Raw genomic sequence first — 20,196 nt, forward strand, 5'->3', positions numbered from 1 at the left:
GACCCTTTCACGGGGCGGGCACTCCGGACGCACCCGTTCCCACGCTGGCACGGCTTCGGCCGTTGCCAACAGGGGCTTTAGGCACCGTCGGAACCTGGGCGTATGCCCGGACACCGCCGAATTGCTGGACTAACTGGCAGGCAGCACCACAGACTGTGTACAACAGCTGGCTGGGCGGCGTGAGAATTCCTGCCACCAGGCCGGCCGGGGACTACCAGCAGCATCGTTTGGGGCTTTGCTTAACACCTTTTTCCACCGCCGTGAAAGGACCTGGTTATGCCGGACTTGTCATTTTTGTATCCGCTCATTTCGATCATTCTGGGGGCGGTCGCCGTCGTCGGCGTCATCTGGGTGGCAACAAAGCTGATGTGGAAGGTGGCGGAACCGAACGAGGCCCTGATCATCTCCGGGCTAACGCGCGGCACGCTGGAAACCCGGGAGGGGATGGACTTCAAGATCGTCACGGGCAAGGGGGCCCTAGTGCTGCCCGGCCTGCAAACTGTGCGGCCACTGTCCCTGACGCTGAATGAAACCGAACTTAAGGTCTCCTGCGTGACCTCCCAGGGCATCCAGGTGATTGTCGACGGCGTGGTCATCTACAAGATCGGAGATGCCCCGCCGTTCATCGCCAACGCCGCTCGGCGGTTCCTGGGCCAGCAGCCCAAAATGGAAAGCCAGGTGTACAACGTCTTCGAAGGCCACCTGCGCTCGATCATCGGCAGCATGACGGTCGAGGAAATCATCCGCGAGCGCGACAAGCTGGCCTCCCAGGTGCGCAGCGCCAGCGGCGTCGAAATGGAGAAGCTGGGCCTGGTGGTCGATTCCCTTCAGATCAAGGACCTCCAAGACCCCACGGGCTACATCCAGAACATCGCCAAGCCCCACATTGCCATGGTCAAGATGGAGGCCCGCATCGCCGAGGCCACCCGAAACCGCGAGGCCGCGGAAAAGGAAGCCGAAGCCGAAGCCCTGATTGCCGATGCCCGGAGCGTGTCCGCGATCCGGCAGTCCGTGGCGCTGGCCAATGCCGAGCGCGCCAAGGCGAACGCGGCCCAGGCCGGGCCGCTGGCGGACGCGACGGCGCGCCAGCAGGTGGTGGTCCAGGAAACCGAAGTGGCCAAGCTGGAAGCGGACCGGGAAGAGCAGAAGCTACAGACAACCGTCCGCAAGCCTGCCGACGCGAGGGCCTATGCCAAGCGCACTGATGCCGAGGGCCAGAAATCCGCGGACATCAGCGCTGCCGAAGCATTGGCCCGGCGCACCGAGCTCGAGGCCACGGCCAACGCCCGGCGGACCGAGGTGCAGGCCCAGGCGAACGCGACGGCTGCAGCGGCGGCAGCCGGCGCCACCAAGGTCACCGGCGAGGCCGAGGCAGCCGCCACGAAGGCCCGCGGCGATGCCGCCGCCTCCGCCATCAAGGCCAAGGCACTGGCCGAGGCGGAAGGCATTAAGGCCCGCGCCGAAGCCCTCGGAACCAACCAGGACGCCGTCATCTCCCAGCAGCTCGCCGAGAACATGCCGGCGATCGTGGCGGCGGCCGCCGAGCCGTTTGGACACGTCGGCCAGATGACCGTCCTCAACGGCGGCGAAGGGGTCAACCGGATGATCGGCGGGATTTTGGCACAGGTGGGTGACTACCTCCCGGCACTTTCCAGCGCGCTCAAGAACAGCCGCGACGCCGCCAAACGGGACGGGAAGGCTCCGGGGGCGTAATGGCCGCCATGCGCGGGGAAGCGCGGGGATTCTGAGGCGTAGGGGTACAGATGTACGGGGATTGTGATGCACAAGGATGTTGACCGGAGCCTGACCGGAAAGATCGGGCGGGTCACGGGTCGGATCGGCCCGGGCACCATCGGCGAGGTCATGCTGCCCGTCCGCGGCGGGACCAGCGCGTTCCATGCGCACCCGTTCGACAAGAGCAGCGTCTTCGGAGTGGGCGAGCAGGTCCTGGTGATCTATTTCGAACCCCCGCAAACCGTTTTTGTGGACGAGCTTCCGGATGTCCTTAAGGCCGAGTGAGCACTCTGGACGCCGGGAGGCGGCGGGCGTATTCTGAAGTTCCGTAGCCTCTGGAGGTATTTCTGATGGAAGGCAATAAGCGTGCGCGTGGCTGCCCGGCCGTGAGGGTATTAATGGTTCCTGCAACCCGTACTCTCTACCCGGTCGGCAACTGGCCCGATCCGCTATAGCTCGTCTTTCGTCATGCCGTCCGGCACCGCTGCTTCGTTGGGTTTGCGCCGTGGACGCATGGCCGCAGTCGACTACGCCCTTTGACGGTGTTCAGCACTTCGCTCCTTCCTGCGTACCCTGCCCGCATTTCCTCCCTCTTGACGGTTCCCGCCTGACCGCGTCCACCTGTTAACCCACTCTTCCCCTGCCGGCCACGCCCGCTCCCCCGGGCCGCAAACCGCCGCCCGCACCGTGGAGGGGTGAGGATCGCAATCGTCGCCGAATCATTCCTGCCGCTCATGAACGGGGTTACCCACTCCATCCTGCGCGTGCTGGAGCATCTGCAGGAGCGTGGGGACGAGGTGCTGGTGATCGCGCCGTCCACGCAGGCCACGGAAGTCCCGGACGAGGTCTATGGCGCCCACATCCACCGGCTTCCCTCGGTCCCGCTGGCCGGCTATGCGAACGTCCGCGTGGCGATGGGCGGTGTGTATCGGGTCAAGCGCATCCTTGCCGAGTACGCGCCCGACGTCGTTCACCTCGCGTCCCCGTTCGTGCTCGGCTGGCGGGCAGCGCAGGCCGCCCACCAGCTGGGCATCCCCACGGTGGCCATCTACCAGACCGAGGTCCCCGGCTACGCGGGCCGCTACGGGGTCCCGTTCCTGGAGAACTGGGCCTGGAACCGGGTGGACCAGATCCACCTGCTGGCCTCGCGCACCCTGGTCCCCTCCACCTTCGCGTTCAACCAGCTCCGCGGCCGCGGCATTCCGCGCGTGGACATGTGGCGGCGCGGCGTGGACACCCAGCGGTTCAACCCCGGGAAGCGCGACGCCGGCTGGCGGGCTGCGGTGGCGCCCGGCGGCGAGCGCCTGATCGGCTACGTGGGCCGGCTGGCGGCCGAGAAGCAGGTGGAGGATCTGGCAGTGCTGGCTGATGTTCCCGGGACTCGGCTGGTGATCGTCGGCGACGGGCCGCAGCGGGCCGCCCTGGAAGCTGCCCTGCCGCAGGCGGTCTTCACCGGGTTCCTCGGCGGCGACGACCTCGCCCGCACTGTGGCTTCCTTCGATCTCTTCGTCCATCCCGGCGAGTTCGAGACCTTCTGCCAGACCATCCAGGAGGCCATGGCATCCGGCGTGCCGGTGGTGGCCACGGGCCGCGGCGGCCCGCTGGACCTCGTGGAGAACTCGCGGACCGGCTGGCTGTACGAGCCGGGCGACCTCGCCGCGCTCCGCGCCCGGGTGATGGACCTGATGGGCGACGACGCCAAGCGCCGCGCGTTTGCCGCCGCCGCGCACGCCGCGGTCCAGGGCCGGACATGGTCCGTCCTCGGGGCCGAACTCGTGGGCCATTACGAGGCCGTGATCAGGGAGCCCTCGATTGCCCGCTCCTCCCTCGTTGCCCTATCACTCCGGGCGGCTAAACCCGGGTTTTGAGCACCCAGACTGATAGCGCAACGAGGGGTTTGTGCCTCCCGCGCGGGCCCGACCGGGCTCCGCCCCGCCCACCACCGTGTTGACAAGGCCTGTGCTCTCCGGGCGAGCAGGTCAAGCCCGCCCGGCCGGCAGGAATTGGTTCTTCCCGCCTGCCTTGGGCCGGGCAGGTCCGGGACGGGGGACTTAGGGCACTGGCCGCCATCGGCTGATCCTCCGACCATGAAGACGACATACAGGGGCCGCATCCGCCCCTCCAGACACGAGCCCAATGCAGAAGCAGGCGCTCCCCCAGAAATCAGGTCAAGACTGTGGATGAAACGAATGCGAACGAGAAGGTAGTCAACCGGCTGATCGCTTGTATCAATGACCGTCAGGTTGCGGTCATGGACGAGTTATTTCATGACGACGCGGTCATGCACTGGCCACAATCCGGAGAACTCGTGCGCGGTGCCGAGAATAGGAGGGGAATCTACAACGCCTTCCCACAACTGCCAACCATCACCCCGCGCCGGCTGACCAGTGGCGGGGACCTGGTCGTCGCCGAGGCGTTGTTGGATTACGGCGGCCCACAGTACGAAACGGTGTTCATCTTTGAATTTCGCGAGGGCAAAATCGCCAAGGAGACGGCCTACTGGAGCGAGGCATTCGACGCACCACAGTGGCGTGCCCAATGGGTTGAAAAAATCTAGACAGAAAATCCGTAGCCGGGTCAGTTCAGACGTCGCTATTGGGCAATTGCGTTCAGTTCCTTGATCGCGTCGGCCGGCAGCTCGGGGGCGGCAGCCGAAACGTTGTCCCGGAGGTGCGCGAGTGAGGACGTGCCGGGGATGAGCAGGATGTTCGGTGATCGTTGCAGCAGCCACGCTAGGGCGACACCCATCGGGAGTGCCTGCAGGCGTCCGGCGACATCCCTGAGGGTGCCGGACTGAAGCGGCGTGAATCCGCCCAAGGGGAAAAACGGCACGTAGGCGATACCCTGCTCCGCGAGGGCATCCACGAGTGGATCGTCCTCCCGTTTGGCGATGTTGTAAAAGTTCTGCACGGAGATGACAGGGGCGATCTGCTGCGCCTCGGCGATCTGCTCAGCGTTGACGGTGCTCAGGCCCAGATGTTTGATCAGCCCTTCCTGCTGCAGCTCGGCCAGGGCCGTGAAGGGTTCGGCGATTGAACCGGGGGTGGCACTCTCAAAGCCGCCGACCCGCAGATGCACGAGGTCGAGGACGTCGAGGCCGAGGTTCGCAAGGTTGGAGTGAACGGCCTGCCGGAGCTCGTCGCGTGAGAGAGCCTGCGGCCAGTTCCCGTCCGTATCGCGACGCGCACCGACCTTCGTCACGATATGAAGGTCCTCTGCGTAGGGGTGAAGGGCTTCGTTGATGATTTCGTTGGTGATGTGGGGCCCGTAGTAGTCGGCCGTATCAATGTGGTTGATGCCTAGACCCACGACCTGGTTCAAGACGGCGAGGGCGCCGTCGCGGTCAGCGGGTGGCCCGAACACGTGCGGGCCAGCGAGCTGCATCGCCCCGTATCCCATACGGGTCAGCGTGAGATCCTCCGAGAGTGAGAAGGTGCCCCCGGGACACTGTCCTAATGCCATGTCGGCCCTTTCGACGGTGTGCAGCGCGCGCCCTGTTCCCGTGCTGTTCAACTCTGACTCGGTGGCCCGGACGGAGCCGCGGTTTTTCTGGGCGTGCCAAGCCAGCCACCCGCACGCGACCGGTGGGCGGGCCAAACGCGCCGTCCACCGGCGACAGATTGCAGGGATGAGCGGCTGCGCTCCTCAAAGACCCGCCAACGCCACGTCCCCGGATCAGGTGCTGGGCTCGGGTTCGACCAGCATCAGGATCGTGTCCCGGCGTACGCCGTCGAATTTCATGGCGTCCGCCGCGGCCTCGGACTCCATCATTCGCTGGAACGTGTCCATCTCCGGGACTTCGACGATCAGGCCGACGCGGTTGGATTTCTCCGGGTCGACAAAGGTTCGAACAGTCATGCCCATAGGTCCGAAGAGTTCCTGGCGTCGCGGCGAGCTGAGCCAGTGGTCGACGTCGTCGACCTCATGGAAGATCAATAGGGTTGCCATCGTTGCCTCTTCTTTCGAGAGCGGTATCAGGAGCCGGATTGGAAGGCAATCGCACGAGGAACTCCTAATCCAAGCAGAAATTACCACGGCCGCCTTATCTTCGATAGGCAGCCAGAATAAGCGGCCAGGATCGCTCCCGGCAGCCTTCGTACGTTCTGCCGGCGGGCTCACCCGCGGCGTGCGTCAGGGTGACCCATAGACCCTCACGGCAAGTGCCAGGGAATCCACAACAGATCCCAATCTGCCGCAATTATCGGTACTCAACAGACGTCAGTCAGGGATTTGCCATAACTGGAGGACGCTGACAGCCAGGCATACTCACCGCTGCGACACCTGCCGAAATCTCTAGGGGGCGGCCTGCAGAATCAAGGTTCAATCTCCGCGGCACGGCATAAGAAAATCCCAACGACACAAGCGCACAGTAAGAGTATGAAATCACTACTAAGCGATGAAGTCGTCGCCGTACGTGGCGTCCTTACCGATACACACCCGGTCGACTTCCATGCTCTTGGGGTAACCGGTGCAATTGACCGCCTGACGCTTCCCCTCCGCGAACGCGGAACCGTGGTGCATCTCGAGACTCCGCACCACAGGACGGAAGTAGACCGGCAATCCGCAACTCTTCTGTACCGAGCGGCGCAGGAGCTCCTCAGCAATGTCTACAAATTCGCTCAGGCCTCGGTTGTGACCGTCCGGCTGGGCTGCGTCACCCAAAGCATGAGCCACGGCGTTCAACTCAAAGTGACCGACGACGGCCGGGGTTTCGATGTGCCGGCAGCCATGATTGGTCGGCACACCGGCATGGGACTGCGCCTCATGCGAGCGGCCGTGGTCCTCGCCGGCGGAGAGATCATCATCGATTCCTCCGCCGCCGCGGGAACCTGTGTGACGGTAACCCTGCCACTGGACTAGCAGACGTGAGCGCCGACTACTACCGCCAGTCCCCCGTCGTTGCCCTATCACTTAGGGCGGCTAAACCTGGGTTTTAAGCACCAAAAGTGATAGCGCAACCGGGGGTTTGGGCCTTCCGCGGGGGCGCCGATCGGGATCTGCCCCGTCCAGTCCACGTGTTGACAAGGCCTGTACCCTCCGGGCGCCTATGATTTCCCGATGGGAGGGTTCTCTATGTCTCGTTGGTGGTCTCAGGTTCGCACGGCGGTAGCCGGATGACGGCGTCGTCGTACCCGGAGGAAATCTCCGGCGAAGCACCCGCGGCAGTTCCGGAGGAAATCTCCGGCGAAGCACCCGCGGCAGTTCCGGAGGAAATCTCCGGCGAAGCACCCGCGGCAGTTCCGGAGGAAATCTCCGGCGCGGTGCCTGGCTATGGGGATCTGGTCGAATCCAGCCCCGACGCCCTGCTAGTGGTGGGCGAGGACGGGACCATCAGGATGGTCAACGCCGCCGCGGAGCGCATGTTCGGGTACCACCGCGGGGAGCTGGTGGGCTCGGACCACCGCATCCTCCTGGCCGAGGGATTCCGGAACGGGCTGGAGCGGCTGTTCTTCAACCTCCGCCGCGACGCGCATGCCCACTCCCAGTCCCAAACCGTCGACGACGACACGGACACCGCTCCCGTTGAGGCCTACGGGGTGCGGCGGGACGGCACGGAGTTCCAGGCCGAGGTAGCCGGATCCATTTTCGTCACCGGAACAGGCACCGGGGACGGCGCCGGCAATGGCACTGACACTGACAATGGCGCTGTGAACATGATCGCCGCGGTCCGGGACACCTCGCACCGGCCAGAGAACGATGACAGCCTCCGCGAGGCCATGTCGCTGCTGAGCGCGACGCTCGAATCCACTGCCGACGGCATCCTCGTGGTCAGCAGCGAGGGCGAGATCGCCGGCGTCAACAATCAGTTCCTCACCATGTGGGGCATCCCGCGGGAAATGCTGGCCACCGGGGACGACGAGGCCGTCATGGGCTTCGTCCTGGACCAGTTGCGGGACCCGGCCCAGTTTGTCGAAAAGGTCGAGGCCCTCTACGCCGATCCCTCGGCGGAAAGCCACGACATCCTGGAATTCCGCGACGGCCGGAGATTTGACCGTTATTCGCGCCCGCAGAAAGTCGCGGACCAGGTGGTCGGACGGGTGTGGAGCTTCCGTGACGTGACCGCGGCCAAGGTTGCCCAGGACCGGATCACCCGGGCCATGGCAGATCTCGCCGCGCAGTCCGCCCAGCTCAAGGCGCTGGCGTTCCGGGACGGACTGACCGGGCTGTCCAACCGCCAGCTGTTCAACGACCGCCTCGCCGCAGCCCTCGCGGACCGGCACGGGACCGCCGTCGACGTCCTGCTCCTGGACCTGGACGACTTCAAGGAAGTCAACGACATCCTTGGCCACCATGCCGGGGACCAGATGCTGATTGAGGTCGGCCGGCGGCTGCGCACCTGCCTCCGGCCGAGCGACGTCGTGGCCCGGCTGGGCGGCGACGAGTTCGTGGTGCTCCTGGTCGACTCGGCGGAGCCCGAGGCCGTGGCTGCCCGGATCGTCGACTCGCTGCGCCTCCCGGTATGGATCGATGGCACCATGTTGCGGCCCAGCCTCAGCCTGGGGCTCGCCTCCATTGGGGAGGCTGCCGTGGACGCCTCCGAGCTCCTGCGCCGTGCCGACGTCGCGATGTATGCCGCCAAGAACGCCGGCAAGAACCGGTACATGCGCTTCCAGCCGGAGATGATGAAGGCCCTCGTAGACCGCAACGACCTCGAGGCCGGCTTGCGGCTGGCCGTGGACAACGGACAGATCGCCGTCCACTACCAGCCGATCGTCTCCGCCGGGAGCGGGACCGTGACGAAGGTGGAGGCCCTGGCCCGCTGGGTGCGCGACGGCGTGCTGGTTCCGCCGAACCAGTTCATTCCAGCGGCCGAACGCAGCGGCCTCATTGTCGAGATCGGCACCGAGGTGCTGCTGCGCGGCTGCACCGAACTCAAGCGCTGGCTGGAAGAGGACTCCTCCCGGTCCCTGGCAGTGAACGTCTCCGGCGTCCAGCTGCAGCACGGGGACTTCGCCGAGCTGGTCCTGGCCGTGACGGCATCCTGCGGCGTGGACCCGCGCCAGCTGGTCCTGGAAGTCACGGAGAGCGTCTTCTTCGAGGACGACTGCCACGTGATCCAGCAGCTCATGAGCCTGCGCACGGCCGGCGTCCGCGTGGCGCTCGATGACTTTGGCACCGGCTTTTCTTCCCTGGGACGGCTGCAGGGCCTGCCCGTGGACACGCTGAAGATCGATCAGTCGTTCGTGGCCATGATCAACACCGGCACGGAACCGCTGCCCATCCTGAACGCCATGATCGGCATGGCCCACGGGTTGGGGCTTACCGTCACGGCAGAGGGCGTGGAAACGGCCGCCCAGGCCGGCTACCTGATGAATCTGGACTGTGATTGCCTGCAGGGTTTCCTGTTTTCTGGTCCCCAGCCGGAGGCCGCGCTCCAGCCTGCTTTGGACCGGGCGGCCCGGGCCATCGCGGCGCTGAAGGGCGTTCGGGTACCCGGCAACCGGTGACCCGCAAATCTCCGTGGCCGATGTCCTGGACACAGGGCCGAAGGACCCTATGATTCAGGGAAACGCATTCATCCGGGCACCTCGGCCGGGAACATCATCGCTCTATGAACTTCCGTCGCTTGGGGGCCGGTATCGTCGTGGGAACTGGATTTGGTGAAGACCTGCTGGAGCAGGCTCCTGATGCGTTTCTGCTGCTGACCGCGGACGGGACCATCGCCTTCGTGAATTCGGCCGCGGAACGACTGTTCGGCTACCCGCGTCAGGAACTCCTCGGCGTCCAGCACACCATCCTGCTCTCGGAGGAAGCCCGCGGCGGTTTCCTGCGGGTCTTTGGCCGGCTGGGCCGCAGGAGCAAGGCCGGGAGCCGGCCGTTCGCAGCCGTCGGACGGCACCGGAACGGCTCGGAACTCGCCATGGAGATCACGTGCTCGCTGGTGAGTGTCGACGCCGGCACGGCCATGGCGGTAGCCGTCCGCGACGCCGAGCACCGCAAGGACTCCGATTCCGGCCGGCGGCTGGCAGTCTCCCTGCTGGACGCCACGCTGGAATCGACGTCTGACGGCATCGTCGTGGTCTCCAGCGAGGGCCAAATCACCGGGATCAACGACCAGTACCTGAAGCTGTGGGGCATGCCGCCGGAGCTGATCGCGGCCGAGGACCCCAATGCGCTGGTGCGGTTCATCGCGGACCAACTGGTGGACCCCGACTACTTCCTGCAGAAAGTCGCGGCGCTCTACGCCGACAGCCTGATGCAGAGCCACGACGTCCTGGAGTTCGCCGACGGCCGCACCGTGGAGCTGTACTCGCGCCCGCAAAAGGTGGCGGACGCGATCGTGGGACGGATCTGGAACTTCCGCGACATCACCTCACGCCGGCGCGCCCAGGACCAGGCGCGCCGCGCTATGGAGGAACTGGCCGAGCAGGCGGGCAAACTCAAGGAACTGGCCTTCCAGGACCCGCTCACGGGGCTGGCCAACCGGATGCTTTTCAACGAACGGGCCGCCGCCGCGCTGCTCACCCCGGAACCGGTGCACGTGCTGCTCCTGGATCTGGACGACTTCAAGGAAGTCAACGACGTCCTGGGCCACCATGCCGGCGACGAGATGCTGGTGGAGATTTCCCGTCGGCTCCAGAAATGCGTGGGGCCGCACGGCACCGTCGCCCGGCTGGGCGGGGACGAGTTCGTGGTCCTGCTGGTGGGCTGCCGGGACGCCGACGCCGTGGCCCAGCGCGTGGTTAGCACCCTGAACGCCCCGGTCTCCATCGAGGGGACGCTCATGCGGCCGGGCCTGAGCCTTGGTGTGGCATCGCGCGACGCCGGGACAGAGACCTCATCGGAGCTGCTGCGGCAGGCGGACCTGGCCATGTACGCGGCCAAGGAGGCCGGCAAGAACTGCTACGTGCACTTCCGGCCCGAGATGCTGGCCGCGCTGCTGGAGCGCACCCAGCTCACGGCCGGGCTGCGGCGGGCGGTGGAGCTGGGGCAGATCACGGTCCACTACCAGCCCGTCATCTCCAGCGACCGGCTCGAGGTGGTGCAGTTCGAGGCCCTGGCCCGCTGGGAATGGGAAGGGGAGCTGATCCCGCCGGACGACTTCATCGAGACCGCCGAACGCAGCGGCCTGATCCGGGAGATCGGGGCCGAGGTGCTGCGGCGCAGCTGCACCGAGCTCGCCCCGTGGCTCCGGGAGGACCCGTTCCGGAGCCTGGCCGTGAACGTCTCCGGCGTGCAGCTGCAGCACCGCGATTTCGCCGAGCGCGTCCTGGACATTGCGGCGTGGAGCGGCGTGGACCCGCGCCAGCTGGTCCTTGAAGTGACAGAGAGCGTGTTCTTCGACGCCCATTCCCACGTGATCGGCCAGCTCGAGACCCTGCGTGAGGCCGGCATCCGGGTGGCCCTGGACGACTTCGGCACGGGCTATTCCTCGCTGGGCCGCCTGCAGGACCTGCCGGTGGACGTGGTGAAGATCGACAAGTCGTTCGTGTCCATGCTGCAGACCGGCGTCGAAAAGCTGCCCATCCTCACCTCCATGATCCACATGGCCCGGAGCCTGGGACTGAAAGTCACCGCCGAAGGCATCGAGACACCGGCCCAGGCCCGCTACCTCATGGACCATGGCTGCGATGCCCTGCAGGGCTTCCTCTTCTCCCGCCCGGTACCCGGGGCGGCCCGGCACCGGGCCGTCAGCAACTCGGTGGCGGCCATCGCTGACCTCGAGGGCGTGCCGCTGCCCGGCTAAGCTCCGCCGGACTCCCCAAGTTTTCCATAAGGCCCTGTCAGCACCATTGGGCCCTATCGCGAACTCAACGTGGAGGCACTGCCATGGATGCACGCTCACCCCTGATTTCTGGCCCAGTCCTGAGCCGCCGCCAGTTCGGACTGATCGTGGGGGGCGGCGCCTTCCTCCTAGTGGCAGGCGGCACCTATGGCGCCGTCTCCCGAAGCGGTCCACAGGCCGCAACGCACCTGGATACCGCCTTTGGCGTTCTGTCGGTCGCCCGGGCCGGCCGCCTGGCCCGGCTGAACGCCAAGGGCCAACAGGCGTTCCGGTCACTCGAAAGCGCAGCCGCCCTGCTCGACGATCCCGGGTCCCTAGCCGCAGGCCCGAACCGGGCCGTCACAGGCAGTTTCGAACGGGCCGCGAACTCGACGAACCTCCCCGCCACGTCCCACGATCACGATCACGACGGCGCACCACCGGAGGATCCCGGCTGGCCCCAGCCGTTCAACCAGACTTGGGGCGACGTCGTCCTGCTTGAGGTTGAACTCAGCAACTCCAGTCCCGAACCCGTGCTCTTCAGCCCCGGCCAACTGCGCCTCCGGCTGCTCCCGTCCGGAACCACCATCACGCCCCAGGACTTCGACCACGGCCTGGGCTCGGTGGAACCCGGGGCTACAGAGCATCTCTGGATCAGTTACCTCGCACCCCATGACGCCCTCGCCATGGAACTGGAGTATGCGGAACCGGAACACGACGGCACGGCCATCCTCCCCCTTCCGCCTCTGACCGTTAGCCAGGTGAAGTCATGAGCCCGCTCGACATCCACATCAATGACGGCTTCCTGCCCATGGTGGACGGAACCCGCGTCTACCACCGGGGGTTTGGTGACCGGCGGACTCTGGTGAACGATCCCAAGCCCAGTCTGACGATCAGCCCGAGGGTGTTCCTGCGCAACGGTTCGGTGGTGGCGAGCCGTACCTACCCCCTGAGGGCCACCATTCCCCCGCTCGGACGCCCGGCACCCGCCGCCAAGGACCCTGCCAATCCCGGGGAATTCCTGGTCCGCCGCGCATTCTGGGCCAGCTTTTTCCCGGACCGGACGCTGATCGCCGAGACTGGCAGCACCATCAGCCTCCGCGTCACCAACCACCTGGCCCAGCCGCATGCCCTGCAGTTCCTCAACGCGGGAGCGGGGAACAGCCACGTCGGCACAGGCGTGATCCGGCCCGGTCAAACCAAAACCCTGGTATTCCCGGCCCCCAAGGCAGGCACCTACCTTTACTGCGATCCGGGCGCCGACCCGGCCGATCCCACCGCTGACCCGGTCCAGCGCGTCCTGGGCCTCTTTGGCGCCTTGCTGGTCACGGATCCGGCCTCGCCGTGGCTGCCCATGCCCAGAGGGCCGGAATTCGAACGCCAGTGGTTGTGGATGCTGCACAACGTTGACCCGGTCTGGGCCGGCATCGCGTCGCGCAACGGAACGGTGGATCCCGACAAGACCCCTGTGGTTCCGCGGTATTTCACGCTCAACGGCCGCAGCGGCTTCCAATCGCTGGCCGCGTCCACCGACGAGGCGCTGAACCGCGTCCGTGAAGAGGACTCCCTGATGTCAGGCTCGCCCCGGCAGGTCGACGTCCGCAATTTCAGCCAGAGCGCCAGGGCAGGAACCGTGAGGACCGGCCAGCTGATGCGCTTCCTCAACGCCGGCGTCGTCCACCACCAGCTGCACTTCCATGGAAACCACCTCTGGACCGTCAGCCGCAACGGGGGCGTCTTTCCGCGTACCGGCGGAAACGTTGACGCGGACGGGCACGTGGTGCTGCAGCAGTGGGAGGACGTCATCGAAATGCACCCGCTGGACCGCAAGGACTCCATGCTCCCGCTGCGCCGGCCGCCGGAAGTTATCGATGAGGTGTGGAACGCCCGGAACGAGGACTGGGACTACCCGATGCACTGCCACGCCGAGCCCTCCCAGGTAGCCAGGGGCGGCATGTATCCCGGCGGCCTGGTTGGCCACTGGACCGTAGCAGCGCCGCCCGGAAGCACCGGCGACGCCCCGCACGAACTCTTCCGCACCCAGGTCGATTTCAGCTCCCATCAGATGCATGAGGGAAGCCCCGAAACCGAGTTCCGCCAGAATCCAGACGTGGAAAAGGAGTTCAAGTTCTTCAACCGCGAAATGGTGTTCGACGACGGCGGCAAGTTCGAGATCTGGACATTCGAGACCGAGAACTCCGGGCGGATCTTCCCCGCACCCCTGATCCGGCTCACCGAGGGGCAACTGTTCCACGGCACAGTCCTCCCGAGCAAGAAGGTCCACACCATCCACTGGCACGGCATCGAGCCGGATCCACGCAACGACGGCGTCGGCCACACCTCCTTTGAGGTCTCGGGAAGCTACACCTACCAGTGGCGGCCGGAACGCGGGCAGCCCGGCAACCCGAACGTGGGTGCCTCCGGCACGTACTTCTACCACTGCCACGTCAACACCACGCTGCACGTACAAATGGGCATGTTCGGCCCGCTCATCATCGACCCCCCGGTCCACCCGGCCTTTCCGGTGACCAAAGGCGCCAGGCGGGCCTTCGTTGACGGGCCGGAATACGACATCGACACCGAGACCATCCTGGTCCCTTATTCCGTCGACCCCGCTGGCACCTGCTCAACCACGCCGCCGGGCTCTCGGGCGAGGACGTTGGACTGGACAAGTTCAACCCCAAGAACTTCTACCTGCTGGGCGGGGAATTGGCCCGTCCCCCGAAAGTAGAAGGCCCGACCAGCCTTAAGCGCATCCGGGCCAAGAGGGCAGGAGGAGCCGTCAAGCCCACCCTGCTGCGGCTGCTAAACGCCAACTATTTCCCGGTCAACGTGCGCTTCACCGATTCCGCGAACAAGCCGGTTGCCATGGCTGAACTCATCTCGCACGACGGACGGCCGTTCCGGGACACGTCCAACCCCAACGGACCGGCAGTGCCGATTTCTGCCACCAGCCCGCTGCGGTCCAGTCTGGTCAACTTCGGCGCCGCCGAACGCTACGACATGCTTCTGCGCCCGCCGGCAGCCGGCACGTTCTGGCTCACCGTGGACCTGCTGGACTGGATCACCGAGGAGGTCCTCTTCACCCGGAGGGTTCCAATCATCGTTGTCTAGTCGTTGCCGTTTCGACGCCGTTTTCGACGCCGTTCAGTCGCCACTGTCTAATCGTCACCGTCTCGTCGTGGACCGCGCCGCCGGCCGGGCGTACCGCAGCCCGGGTAGCCGGCTGGCTGCCCTGTCGCGGCGCCGGGTCGGTCTTCAAGTCTGGCGCGTTCGACACATTTGGTGGCGGCATGATGCCCATCACGTTCGGTGAGCCGGCACGGCATATGATTCAGTCAGCGCAGTGCGCTTTGCTCTCCGCAAGGTGTCCGCTATCCGTATTCATTGCCTGGGGGGCTGTTAGACATCGTGGAAGCTGGTTTCGCACAACAACTGCTGGAGTACAGTCCGGACGCACTTTTGCTGGTCGGCCCGGACGGATCCATTTCCTTCCTCAACCCGGCCGCGGAGCGGCTCTTCGGCTACTCCAGGGCGCAGCTTATGGGCGCGGACCACAGCATGCTCCTGGCCGAGGCCTCGCGGGAGGAATTCCACGGTGTCCTGGCCGCGCTGGGCAAGGCCACCAGCGCCCGCCCCCAGTTCACCGGCTCGGGCCGCAGGGCCGACGGCACCGAACTCCCGGTCGAAATCACGTGCTCCCTTGTCCCCGCCCCGGCAGGAACGGCCGACGCCGGAACGTCCGTGGCCCTCTCGATCCGCGGCACCGCCGGCGCGAGCCCCGCAGGAAATCATGGAGGGAACCACGGAGCGAACCCCGGAGGGAACCATGGGGTAAACCCTGGAACGAACCCCGGTGTCAACAGCGCCGGCCGGCCCCTCAACGGCGACCTTCTCCGCCGTCTTACTCCTGGTCCAGCGGGAACCGCTGTTTCTGGAGGACTGAAGGGCAGCGCCGCTCCCGCGGCGTTTGCCGAGCACGACGACGAACTCAAGGCCGGGTCCCTCCGCGACCCGCTCACGGCGCTCCCTAACGGGCCCCTCTTCAACGAGCGGCTCGCCGCGGCCCTGCGCCGCCCCGATCCGGTGGACATCCTCCTGCTGAACCTCGATGACTTCAGGCACCTCAATGACGTGCTGGGGCGCTCGGCGGCCGATGAGCTGCTGGTGGAGCTGGCGAGCAGGCTGCGCAACTGCGTCCGCCCGCACGACACCGTGGCCCGGCTGGGCGGCGACGAGTTCGCGGTGCTGCTGACCGAGTGCCTCAACGCGGACGCGGTGGCCAAACGGATCGCCGAGGCCCTCTACGCGCCGCTGCGCGTGGGCGGCTCCATGGTCCGGCCCGGCGTCAGCATGGGCCTGGCCTCGAAGTCGGCGCAGACGCTGGACGGGGCGGAACTGCTGCGGCAGGCCGACGCCGCCATGACCGCGGCGAAGGCGGCCGGGAAGAACACCTGGCTGCGGTTCCGGCCGGAGATGCTGAGCACCGCGGCCCCCAAGGTCGACGGCGATTCCGGGCTCCGGCGCGCCGTCGAGCTGGGCCAGATCTCGGTGCACTACCAGCCGGTGGTGTCGCCGGGCATCGGTTCGGTGGTGCAGTTCGAGGCGTTTGCCCGGTGGGAGCGGCACGGCCGGCTGGTGCCGCCCAACCAGTTCCTGCCTGTGGCGGAGCAGAGCGGCCTGATCCGCGAGATCGGCGATGAGGTCCTGCGCCGCGCCTGCGCCGAGATCCGGCCGTGGCTGGCCGGCGACCCCGCATACAGCGTCGCCGTGAACGTCTCCGGCCTGCAGTTCCAGCACCGGGACTTCGCCACCGACGTGCTCGCGATCGCAGCCTCCACCGGCGTTGACCCGCGCCAGCTCACCCTTGAGCTGACGGAGAGCGTGTTCTTCGACGCCGCCTCGGACGTGCTCGGCCAGCTGCAGCAGCTGCGCGCTGCCGGTGTCCGGATTGCCATGGACGACTTCGGCACCGGATACTCCACGCTCGGCCGGCTCCAGGAACTGCCCCTGGACAACGTCAAGATCGACCGCTCCTTCGTGGCCATGATCAAGACCGGGCAGGAACAGCTCCCGTTCTTCGCCACCATGATCAACGCCGCGCAGGCCCTCGGACTGAAAGTCACGGCGGAAGGCATCGAGACCCCCGCCCAGGCCAAGTACCTGATGGACCGCGGCTGCGACTCCCTGCAGGGCTACCTGTTCGCCAAGCCCGCCCCTGCCAGCCACCTGGCCGGGACCATGGAGAGCGCCCTGACCGCCCTGGACAGGGTCGACGCCGCGCGGTAGCCGCTTGGGCCGGTCGCGCGCCGGCCCCGCCGTAGCCGCTGGGCCGGGCGATGGCTGTAAACGCCGTCCCGGGCCCGGCGGCTGTTAAACATGTCAGGATCCCCGCCGTTGGCGAGGATCCCGACATGTTTTCAGCGCTTTTCGCAGGCGATGCCGTCGTTGTCACGGTCGAGGTCGTATTCGCCCCAGTGCCGCGCACCGCCGTCGTTATAGCTGTACAGGGTATTGTCGACGCGGAAGTTGGTGACCCGCTTTCCGGTGGTCTTGTCCTTGGCGCCCTTGCGGCCGACGCCGTGTGGGTAGACCTTGTTGAGCTCCGTGCAGTTCTTGTACGACTTCGGCGCGGGCGCGGCGGATGCCGGCACGGCCGTGGCGCTCAGGACGACGGCGGTACCCGCCAGCGACGCAATAATCAGTTTCTTCAGGCGCACGTGTGAGAGCACTCCCCCCAATAGAAGCCCTCAGCCGCGAGTCGGCGAGGGGCAGGGACATGCTAACCCACGATTCCGGCGTAGGCGGGAAGGCTCAGGTGATTTACTGCCGGCGGTCCAGCTTGTCGAGATCCTGCGCCACCATCGCCTCGCTGCGCTGCCACAATGCCTTGGCCAGCCCGGCGTCGTAGGCCTGCTTGTTGGCCTTGGAGAGCGTCCGTTTGGCGTAGTAGGCGCCGGAGATCCAGTCGTGGCCGGGGGTGGCGTTGGCGAGCCACACAAGGGTGTCCGCGCCCTGGTGAGGCGTCAGCATGAAGCGCTTGAGGAAGGAGGTGTAGGCCAGGCGCATGGGGCTCGTGGAGTCGGCCGCGAAGTTGGTGGCCACGCCGCCGGGGTGGAACGCCGCCGTCGAGATCCCCTCGGTGTTGTAGCGGTTGTGCAGCTCGGTGGTGAAGAGGATGTTTGCGAGCTTGGCGTTGCCGTAGGCCCGGTTGGTGGAGTAGTTGCGGGCCGCGTCGAGGTCGTCGATGTCCAGCTTGCCGAAGAGCGAATTGGCGACGCTCGAGGTGTTGATGACGGTAGCCTGGCTGGCGGCAAGGACGTCGATCAGCTCGGTGGTGAGCAGGAACGGGGCCAGGTGGTTGACCTGGAAGGTTGTCTCGTGGCCGTCCACGGTGAGTTCGCGGGCTCCCATGATGCCGCCGGCGTTGTTCGCCAGGACGTCGATCTGCGGATACTTTTCCTTCAGTTGCGCCGCCAGGCTGCGCACCTGGCCCAGATCGGCGAAGTCGCTGACGAAGAAGTCGGCGCCGATTTCGTTGGCGATCGTCTCGGTCTTTTGCGCGGAACGCCCGACGACGACCACTCGCTCCCCCTGCCGGGCGAAGGTCCGCGCGGCGGACGCGCCGATGCCGTCGCTGGCTCCGGTGATGACGATAGTGCGCTCGGGCATTGAGGTGTCCTTAGAACGAAAGCGTTGGTCTGGTCTTTTGGAATCCAGCCCCGTCAAATTCTAACGAGCCCAATCCGGAGAACGTTCCGGACCGCCGCGGAGATTCCCGGGAGTCTGCTGGGAATCCCACGCGGGGTCGAGATGCGCAGTGCCTAGATGTGCAGTGCTTAGATGCGCAACGGCGACCGGAAACTCAGGGCCGTGCTGGCGTTCTGCAATTTCAGGCCGATGCCCAGCATCTCCTCGGTGGTCCGGAGAAGGGAGTAGTGGTTGTAGTTGCCCTGGATGACGGTGCCCGGGACCACGGATGGAGCCACTACGAAATTGGGTATCGGCGTATCTTCGTCAAAAAGTACGAAGATAGCCGTTCGCCCCGCGCGGTAGCTTTGGCTGTTCAGGATGACCGGCAGCCATTGCGAGAGCCAGGTGTCGCCCGTGCCGACGCTGCAGTCGTGCATGTCATTGCAAACATTCGGCACCACCACGGAGAAGTTCGGCAGAGTGTTGTTGGCCAGGTCACTCGCCAGGTGTCCCGCGCTCACGTTGCCCAAGGGCACGTTGTTGACCGCGCACGCCGCCCTGTCCCCCGGACCTTGGTAGTAGACCTCGGGGTTGTGCCGCTCTGCATACAGGCCGGACGCGCTCAGCCGGCAGTTAGAAGGCATGTCCTCCATGTAGCTCTTATAGGACTGGCCGGACGTACGCACCTGCCGGAAGATGTTGTCGGCTGTAATCGGCGGCAAGCCGCTCGGGCTCGAGTCGGAAGTGACGCCTTGGGTGCTGCCCGAAGTCATCGCTAGATAGCTCGGCAACGAGGGCAAGCCCGTGCCTGCGTCACTCCAGGTGGAAACCGACGCGCACTGGTTCGCCTTCTGGCTCATGTATGGCGCGCTGGCGTTCCCTATGACCTGTGAATAGGTCTTGTTTTCAAAAATCACCCACATGACGTGGTCGTACTTCGCCGGAGCGACGGTCGCCGTGCCGCACGGGTTGGCGCCGGGGGGCGGAGGCGGCGGCGGGGGCGGCGGAGGAGGGGGCGGCGGCGTGGCGTTTGTGGTGACAGTCAATCGGGGCCGCTGCGTGGTGACGGAAGACTCCTTGGAGCTGTAAATGACGCCGTCGGAGGATGTGGTGCTGATGCGGAACGAGTACGTCCCGTCACCCTTGATCGCACCGAACAGGTCAAACTCCACAAAGGTGTTGTCCGCGACAGCGCCCCGCGACGCCACAATCGGCGTTTCCGCAACGGGCGCGTTGTTGAAGGTGATCGTGTTTTCACTCCAGGAGTTGTTGAGGACCCGTCGGATTTGGCCGCCCGAGTTGGAGGGATCCGTCGCGAATAGCCGGAGCTTGGCGCCGGTCACGGTGCTGCCCGCAGTGCCAGTGACCGTGAACTTGAGGAAGATCATTTCGACCGGCGAGTTATCAGCCTTGAGGCCTGTTGCCGTGCGGAAGTTAATGGTGGGGCTGTCACGCTTCACCACGGCATCAGCCGTAGTAGAAAAGGTAAAGGTAGCGGCTTCTGCAGGGCCGGCAATAAGGGACATTGTGGCGGCAACTAGGAAAAAGACTGACGCCAGGGAAATCCATCGGCGCCTCAAAAGGGAACGGTTAAACCGATGCCTTTTAGTACTGTTCTTGCCCAGGGCGAAACCAAGATTTGCGCGCATCATGGGACTCCTATTGGGTCCGGTCGACGCACCCTGCGCCCCGGTGGCTGGTAGGAATCCAAACCCTAGCCGGTCAAATAGAGCCTCACAATGCTTATGCCCGAAATAGCTGGCCGGCCAAAGGTATTCCCAAGGTCTCCATCGCCTAAGGGTATTCCCAAGTTCCATCGCTCTGTGAGGCTTGTGCCTGAACTGCTCGCCTGATTTCTCAGCGGCTCTTTTCCCACCGGGTCGCAGGCGGGGGCCGTTCTGAGCCTTCAAAACGGCCCCTGCTGCCGGTCAGTTTGTATTGCAGGGGTTAAATGCGGGAGGACCCCCGACCTGTGGTTGGGGGTCCTCGACCGTTAATGGTGTTCCGGCGGTGACCTACTCTCCCACACCCTCCCGGGTGCAGTACCATCGGCGCTGTGGGTC

Annotated in this window: 16 protein-coding genes; 11 read left to right on the plus strand and 5 right to left on the minus strand. The window is 65.8% G+C overall.

The window, feature by feature from the left end:
• The first annotated feature begins 276 nt into the window (after nt 1-276).
• The 4 genes from ACFRJ8_RS21895 (at nt 277) to ACFRJ8_RS21910 (ending at nt 4,291) form a co-directional block, all read left to right on the plus strand.
• Entirely contained in the window at nt 277-1,713 is a 1,437-nt protein-coding gene (locus ACFRJ8_RS21895) for a flotillin family protein (protein WP_377988469.1), read from the plus strand.
• A 66-nt stretch (nt 1,714-1,779) separates the two neighbouring features.
• Nucleotides 1,780-2,019, plus strand: coding sequence for a hypothetical protein (locus tag ACFRJ8_RS21900; protein WP_377988470.1), 240 nt, complete (start codon nt 1,780-1,782; stop codon nt 2,017-2,019).
• 410 nt (nt 2,020-2,429) lie between these two features.
• Complete coding sequence (locus tag ACFRJ8_RS21905) at nt 2,430-3,602, plus strand: glycosyltransferase family 4 protein (RefSeq protein ID WP_377988471.1); 1,173 nt, start codon at nt 2,430-2,432, stop codon at nt 3,600-3,602.
• Nucleotides 3,603-3,910: 308 nt separating this feature from the next.
• Nucleotides 3,911-4,291, plus strand: coding sequence for a nuclear transport factor 2 family protein (locus tag ACFRJ8_RS21910; protein ID WP_377988472.1), 381 nt, complete (start codon nt 3,911-3,913; stop codon nt 4,289-4,291).
• Between the two features lie 35 nt (nt 4,292-4,326).
• Here ACFRJ8_RS21910 and ACFRJ8_RS21915 read toward each other — a convergent pair whose 3' ends face one another.
• Both ACFRJ8_RS21915 and ACFRJ8_RS21920 read right to left on the minus strand, forming a co-directional pair.
• Nucleotides 4,327-5,196 carry an oxidoreductase gene (locus tag ACFRJ8_RS21915; protein ID WP_377988473.1) on the minus strand — a complete coding sequence of 290 codons (870 nt, stop codon included), beginning with the start codon at nt 5,194-5,196 and terminating at the stop codon, nt 4,327-4,329.
• Nucleotides 5,197-5,409: 213 nt separating this feature from the next.
• Nucleotides 5,410-5,682 (minus strand): hypothetical protein, encoded by a 273-nt coding sequence (locus ACFRJ8_RS21920; RefSeq protein ID WP_377988474.1) that lies wholly within the window; start codon nt 5,680-5,682, stop codon nt 5,410-5,412.
• A gap of 429 nt (nt 5,683-6,111) precedes the next feature.
• Here ACFRJ8_RS21920 and ACFRJ8_RS21925 point away from each other — a divergent pair, with 429 nt between their 5' ends.
• The 7 genes from ACFRJ8_RS21925 to ACFRJ8_RS21955 all read left to right on the plus strand — a co-directional run bounded on the left by ACFRJ8_RS21925 (nt 6,112) and on the right by ACFRJ8_RS21955 (nt 16,729).
• Nucleotides 6,112-6,594, plus strand: coding sequence for a sensor histidine kinase (locus tag ACFRJ8_RS21925; protein WP_377988475.1), 483 nt, complete (start codon nt 6,112-6,114; stop codon nt 6,592-6,594).
• Between the two features lie 254 nt (nt 6,595-6,848).
• Complete coding sequence (locus ACFRJ8_RS21930) at nt 6,849-9,182, plus strand: EAL domain-containing protein (RefSeq protein ID WP_377988476.1); 2,334 nt, start codon at nt 6,849-6,851, stop codon at nt 9,180-9,182.
• 104 nt (nt 9,183-9,286) lie between these two features.
• Nucleotides 9,287-11,422 (plus strand): putative bifunctional diguanylate cyclase/phosphodiesterase, encoded by a 2,136-nt coding sequence (locus tag ACFRJ8_RS21935; RefSeq protein WP_377988477.1) that lies wholly within the window; start codon nt 9,287-9,289, stop codon nt 11,420-11,422.
• A gap of 83 nt (nt 11,423-11,505) precedes the next feature.
• On the plus strand, nt 11,506-12,213 hold the full coding sequence (locus ACFRJ8_RS21940; RefSeq protein ID WP_377988478.1) for a hypothetical protein: 708 nt from the start codon (nt 11,506-11,508) through the stop codon (nt 12,211-12,213).
• Nucleotides 12,210-14,171 (plus strand): multicopper oxidase domain-containing protein, encoded by a 1,962-nt coding sequence (locus tag ACFRJ8_RS21945; protein ID WP_377988479.1) that lies wholly within the window; start codon nt 12,210-12,212, stop codon nt 14,169-14,171. The genes ACFRJ8_RS21940 and ACFRJ8_RS21945 overlap by 4 nt, the downstream gene beginning before the upstream one ends.
• Nucleotides 14,150-14,554: a hypothetical protein gene (locus ACFRJ8_RS21950; RefSeq protein WP_377988480.1), complete on the plus strand. Its 405-nt coding sequence runs from the start codon at nt 14,150-14,152 to the stop codon at nt 14,552-14,554. Before ACFRJ8_RS21945 ends, ACFRJ8_RS21950 begins: the two co-directional genes overlap by 22 nt.
• 297 nt (nt 14,555-14,851) lie before the next feature.
• Nucleotides 14,852-16,729: an EAL domain-containing protein gene (locus ACFRJ8_RS21955; RefSeq protein ID WP_377988481.1), complete on the plus strand. Its 1,878-nt coding sequence runs from the start codon at nt 14,852-14,854 to the stop codon at nt 16,727-16,729.
• Nucleotides 16,730-16,860: 131 nt separating this feature from the next.
• On the opposite strand, the gene ACFRJ8_RS21960 is transcribed toward ACFRJ8_RS21955, so the two are convergent.
• The 3 genes from ACFRJ8_RS21960 to ACFRJ8_RS21970 all read right to left on the minus strand — a co-directional run bounded on the left by ACFRJ8_RS21960 (nt 16,861) and on the right by ACFRJ8_RS21970 (nt 19,596).
• Nucleotides 16,861-17,172 carry an excalibur calcium-binding domain-containing protein gene (locus tag ACFRJ8_RS21960; protein WP_377988482.1) on the minus strand — a complete coding sequence of 104 codons (312 nt, stop codon included), beginning with the start codon at nt 17,170-17,172 and terminating at the stop codon, nt 16,861-16,863.
• Nucleotides 17,173-17,263: 91 nt separating this feature from the next.
• Complete coding sequence (locus ACFRJ8_RS21965) at nt 17,264-18,112, minus strand: SDR family NAD(P)-dependent oxidoreductase (protein ID WP_377988483.1); 849 nt, start codon at nt 18,110-18,112, stop codon at nt 17,264-17,266.
• A gap of 167 nt (nt 18,113-18,279) precedes the next feature.
• Complete coding sequence (locus tag ACFRJ8_RS21970) at nt 18,280-19,596, minus strand: alkaline phosphatase family protein (RefSeq protein ID WP_377988484.1); 1,317 nt, start codon at nt 19,594-19,596, stop codon at nt 18,280-18,282.
• Between the last annotated feature and the right edge of the window lie 600 nt (nt 19,597-20,196).

The organism is Arthrobacter sp. NPDC056886 (genome assembly GCF_042788715.1).
In the GTDB taxonomy this organism is placed as follows: domain Bacteria; phylum Actinomycetota; class Actinomycetes; order Actinomycetales; family Micrococcaceae; genus Arthrobacter.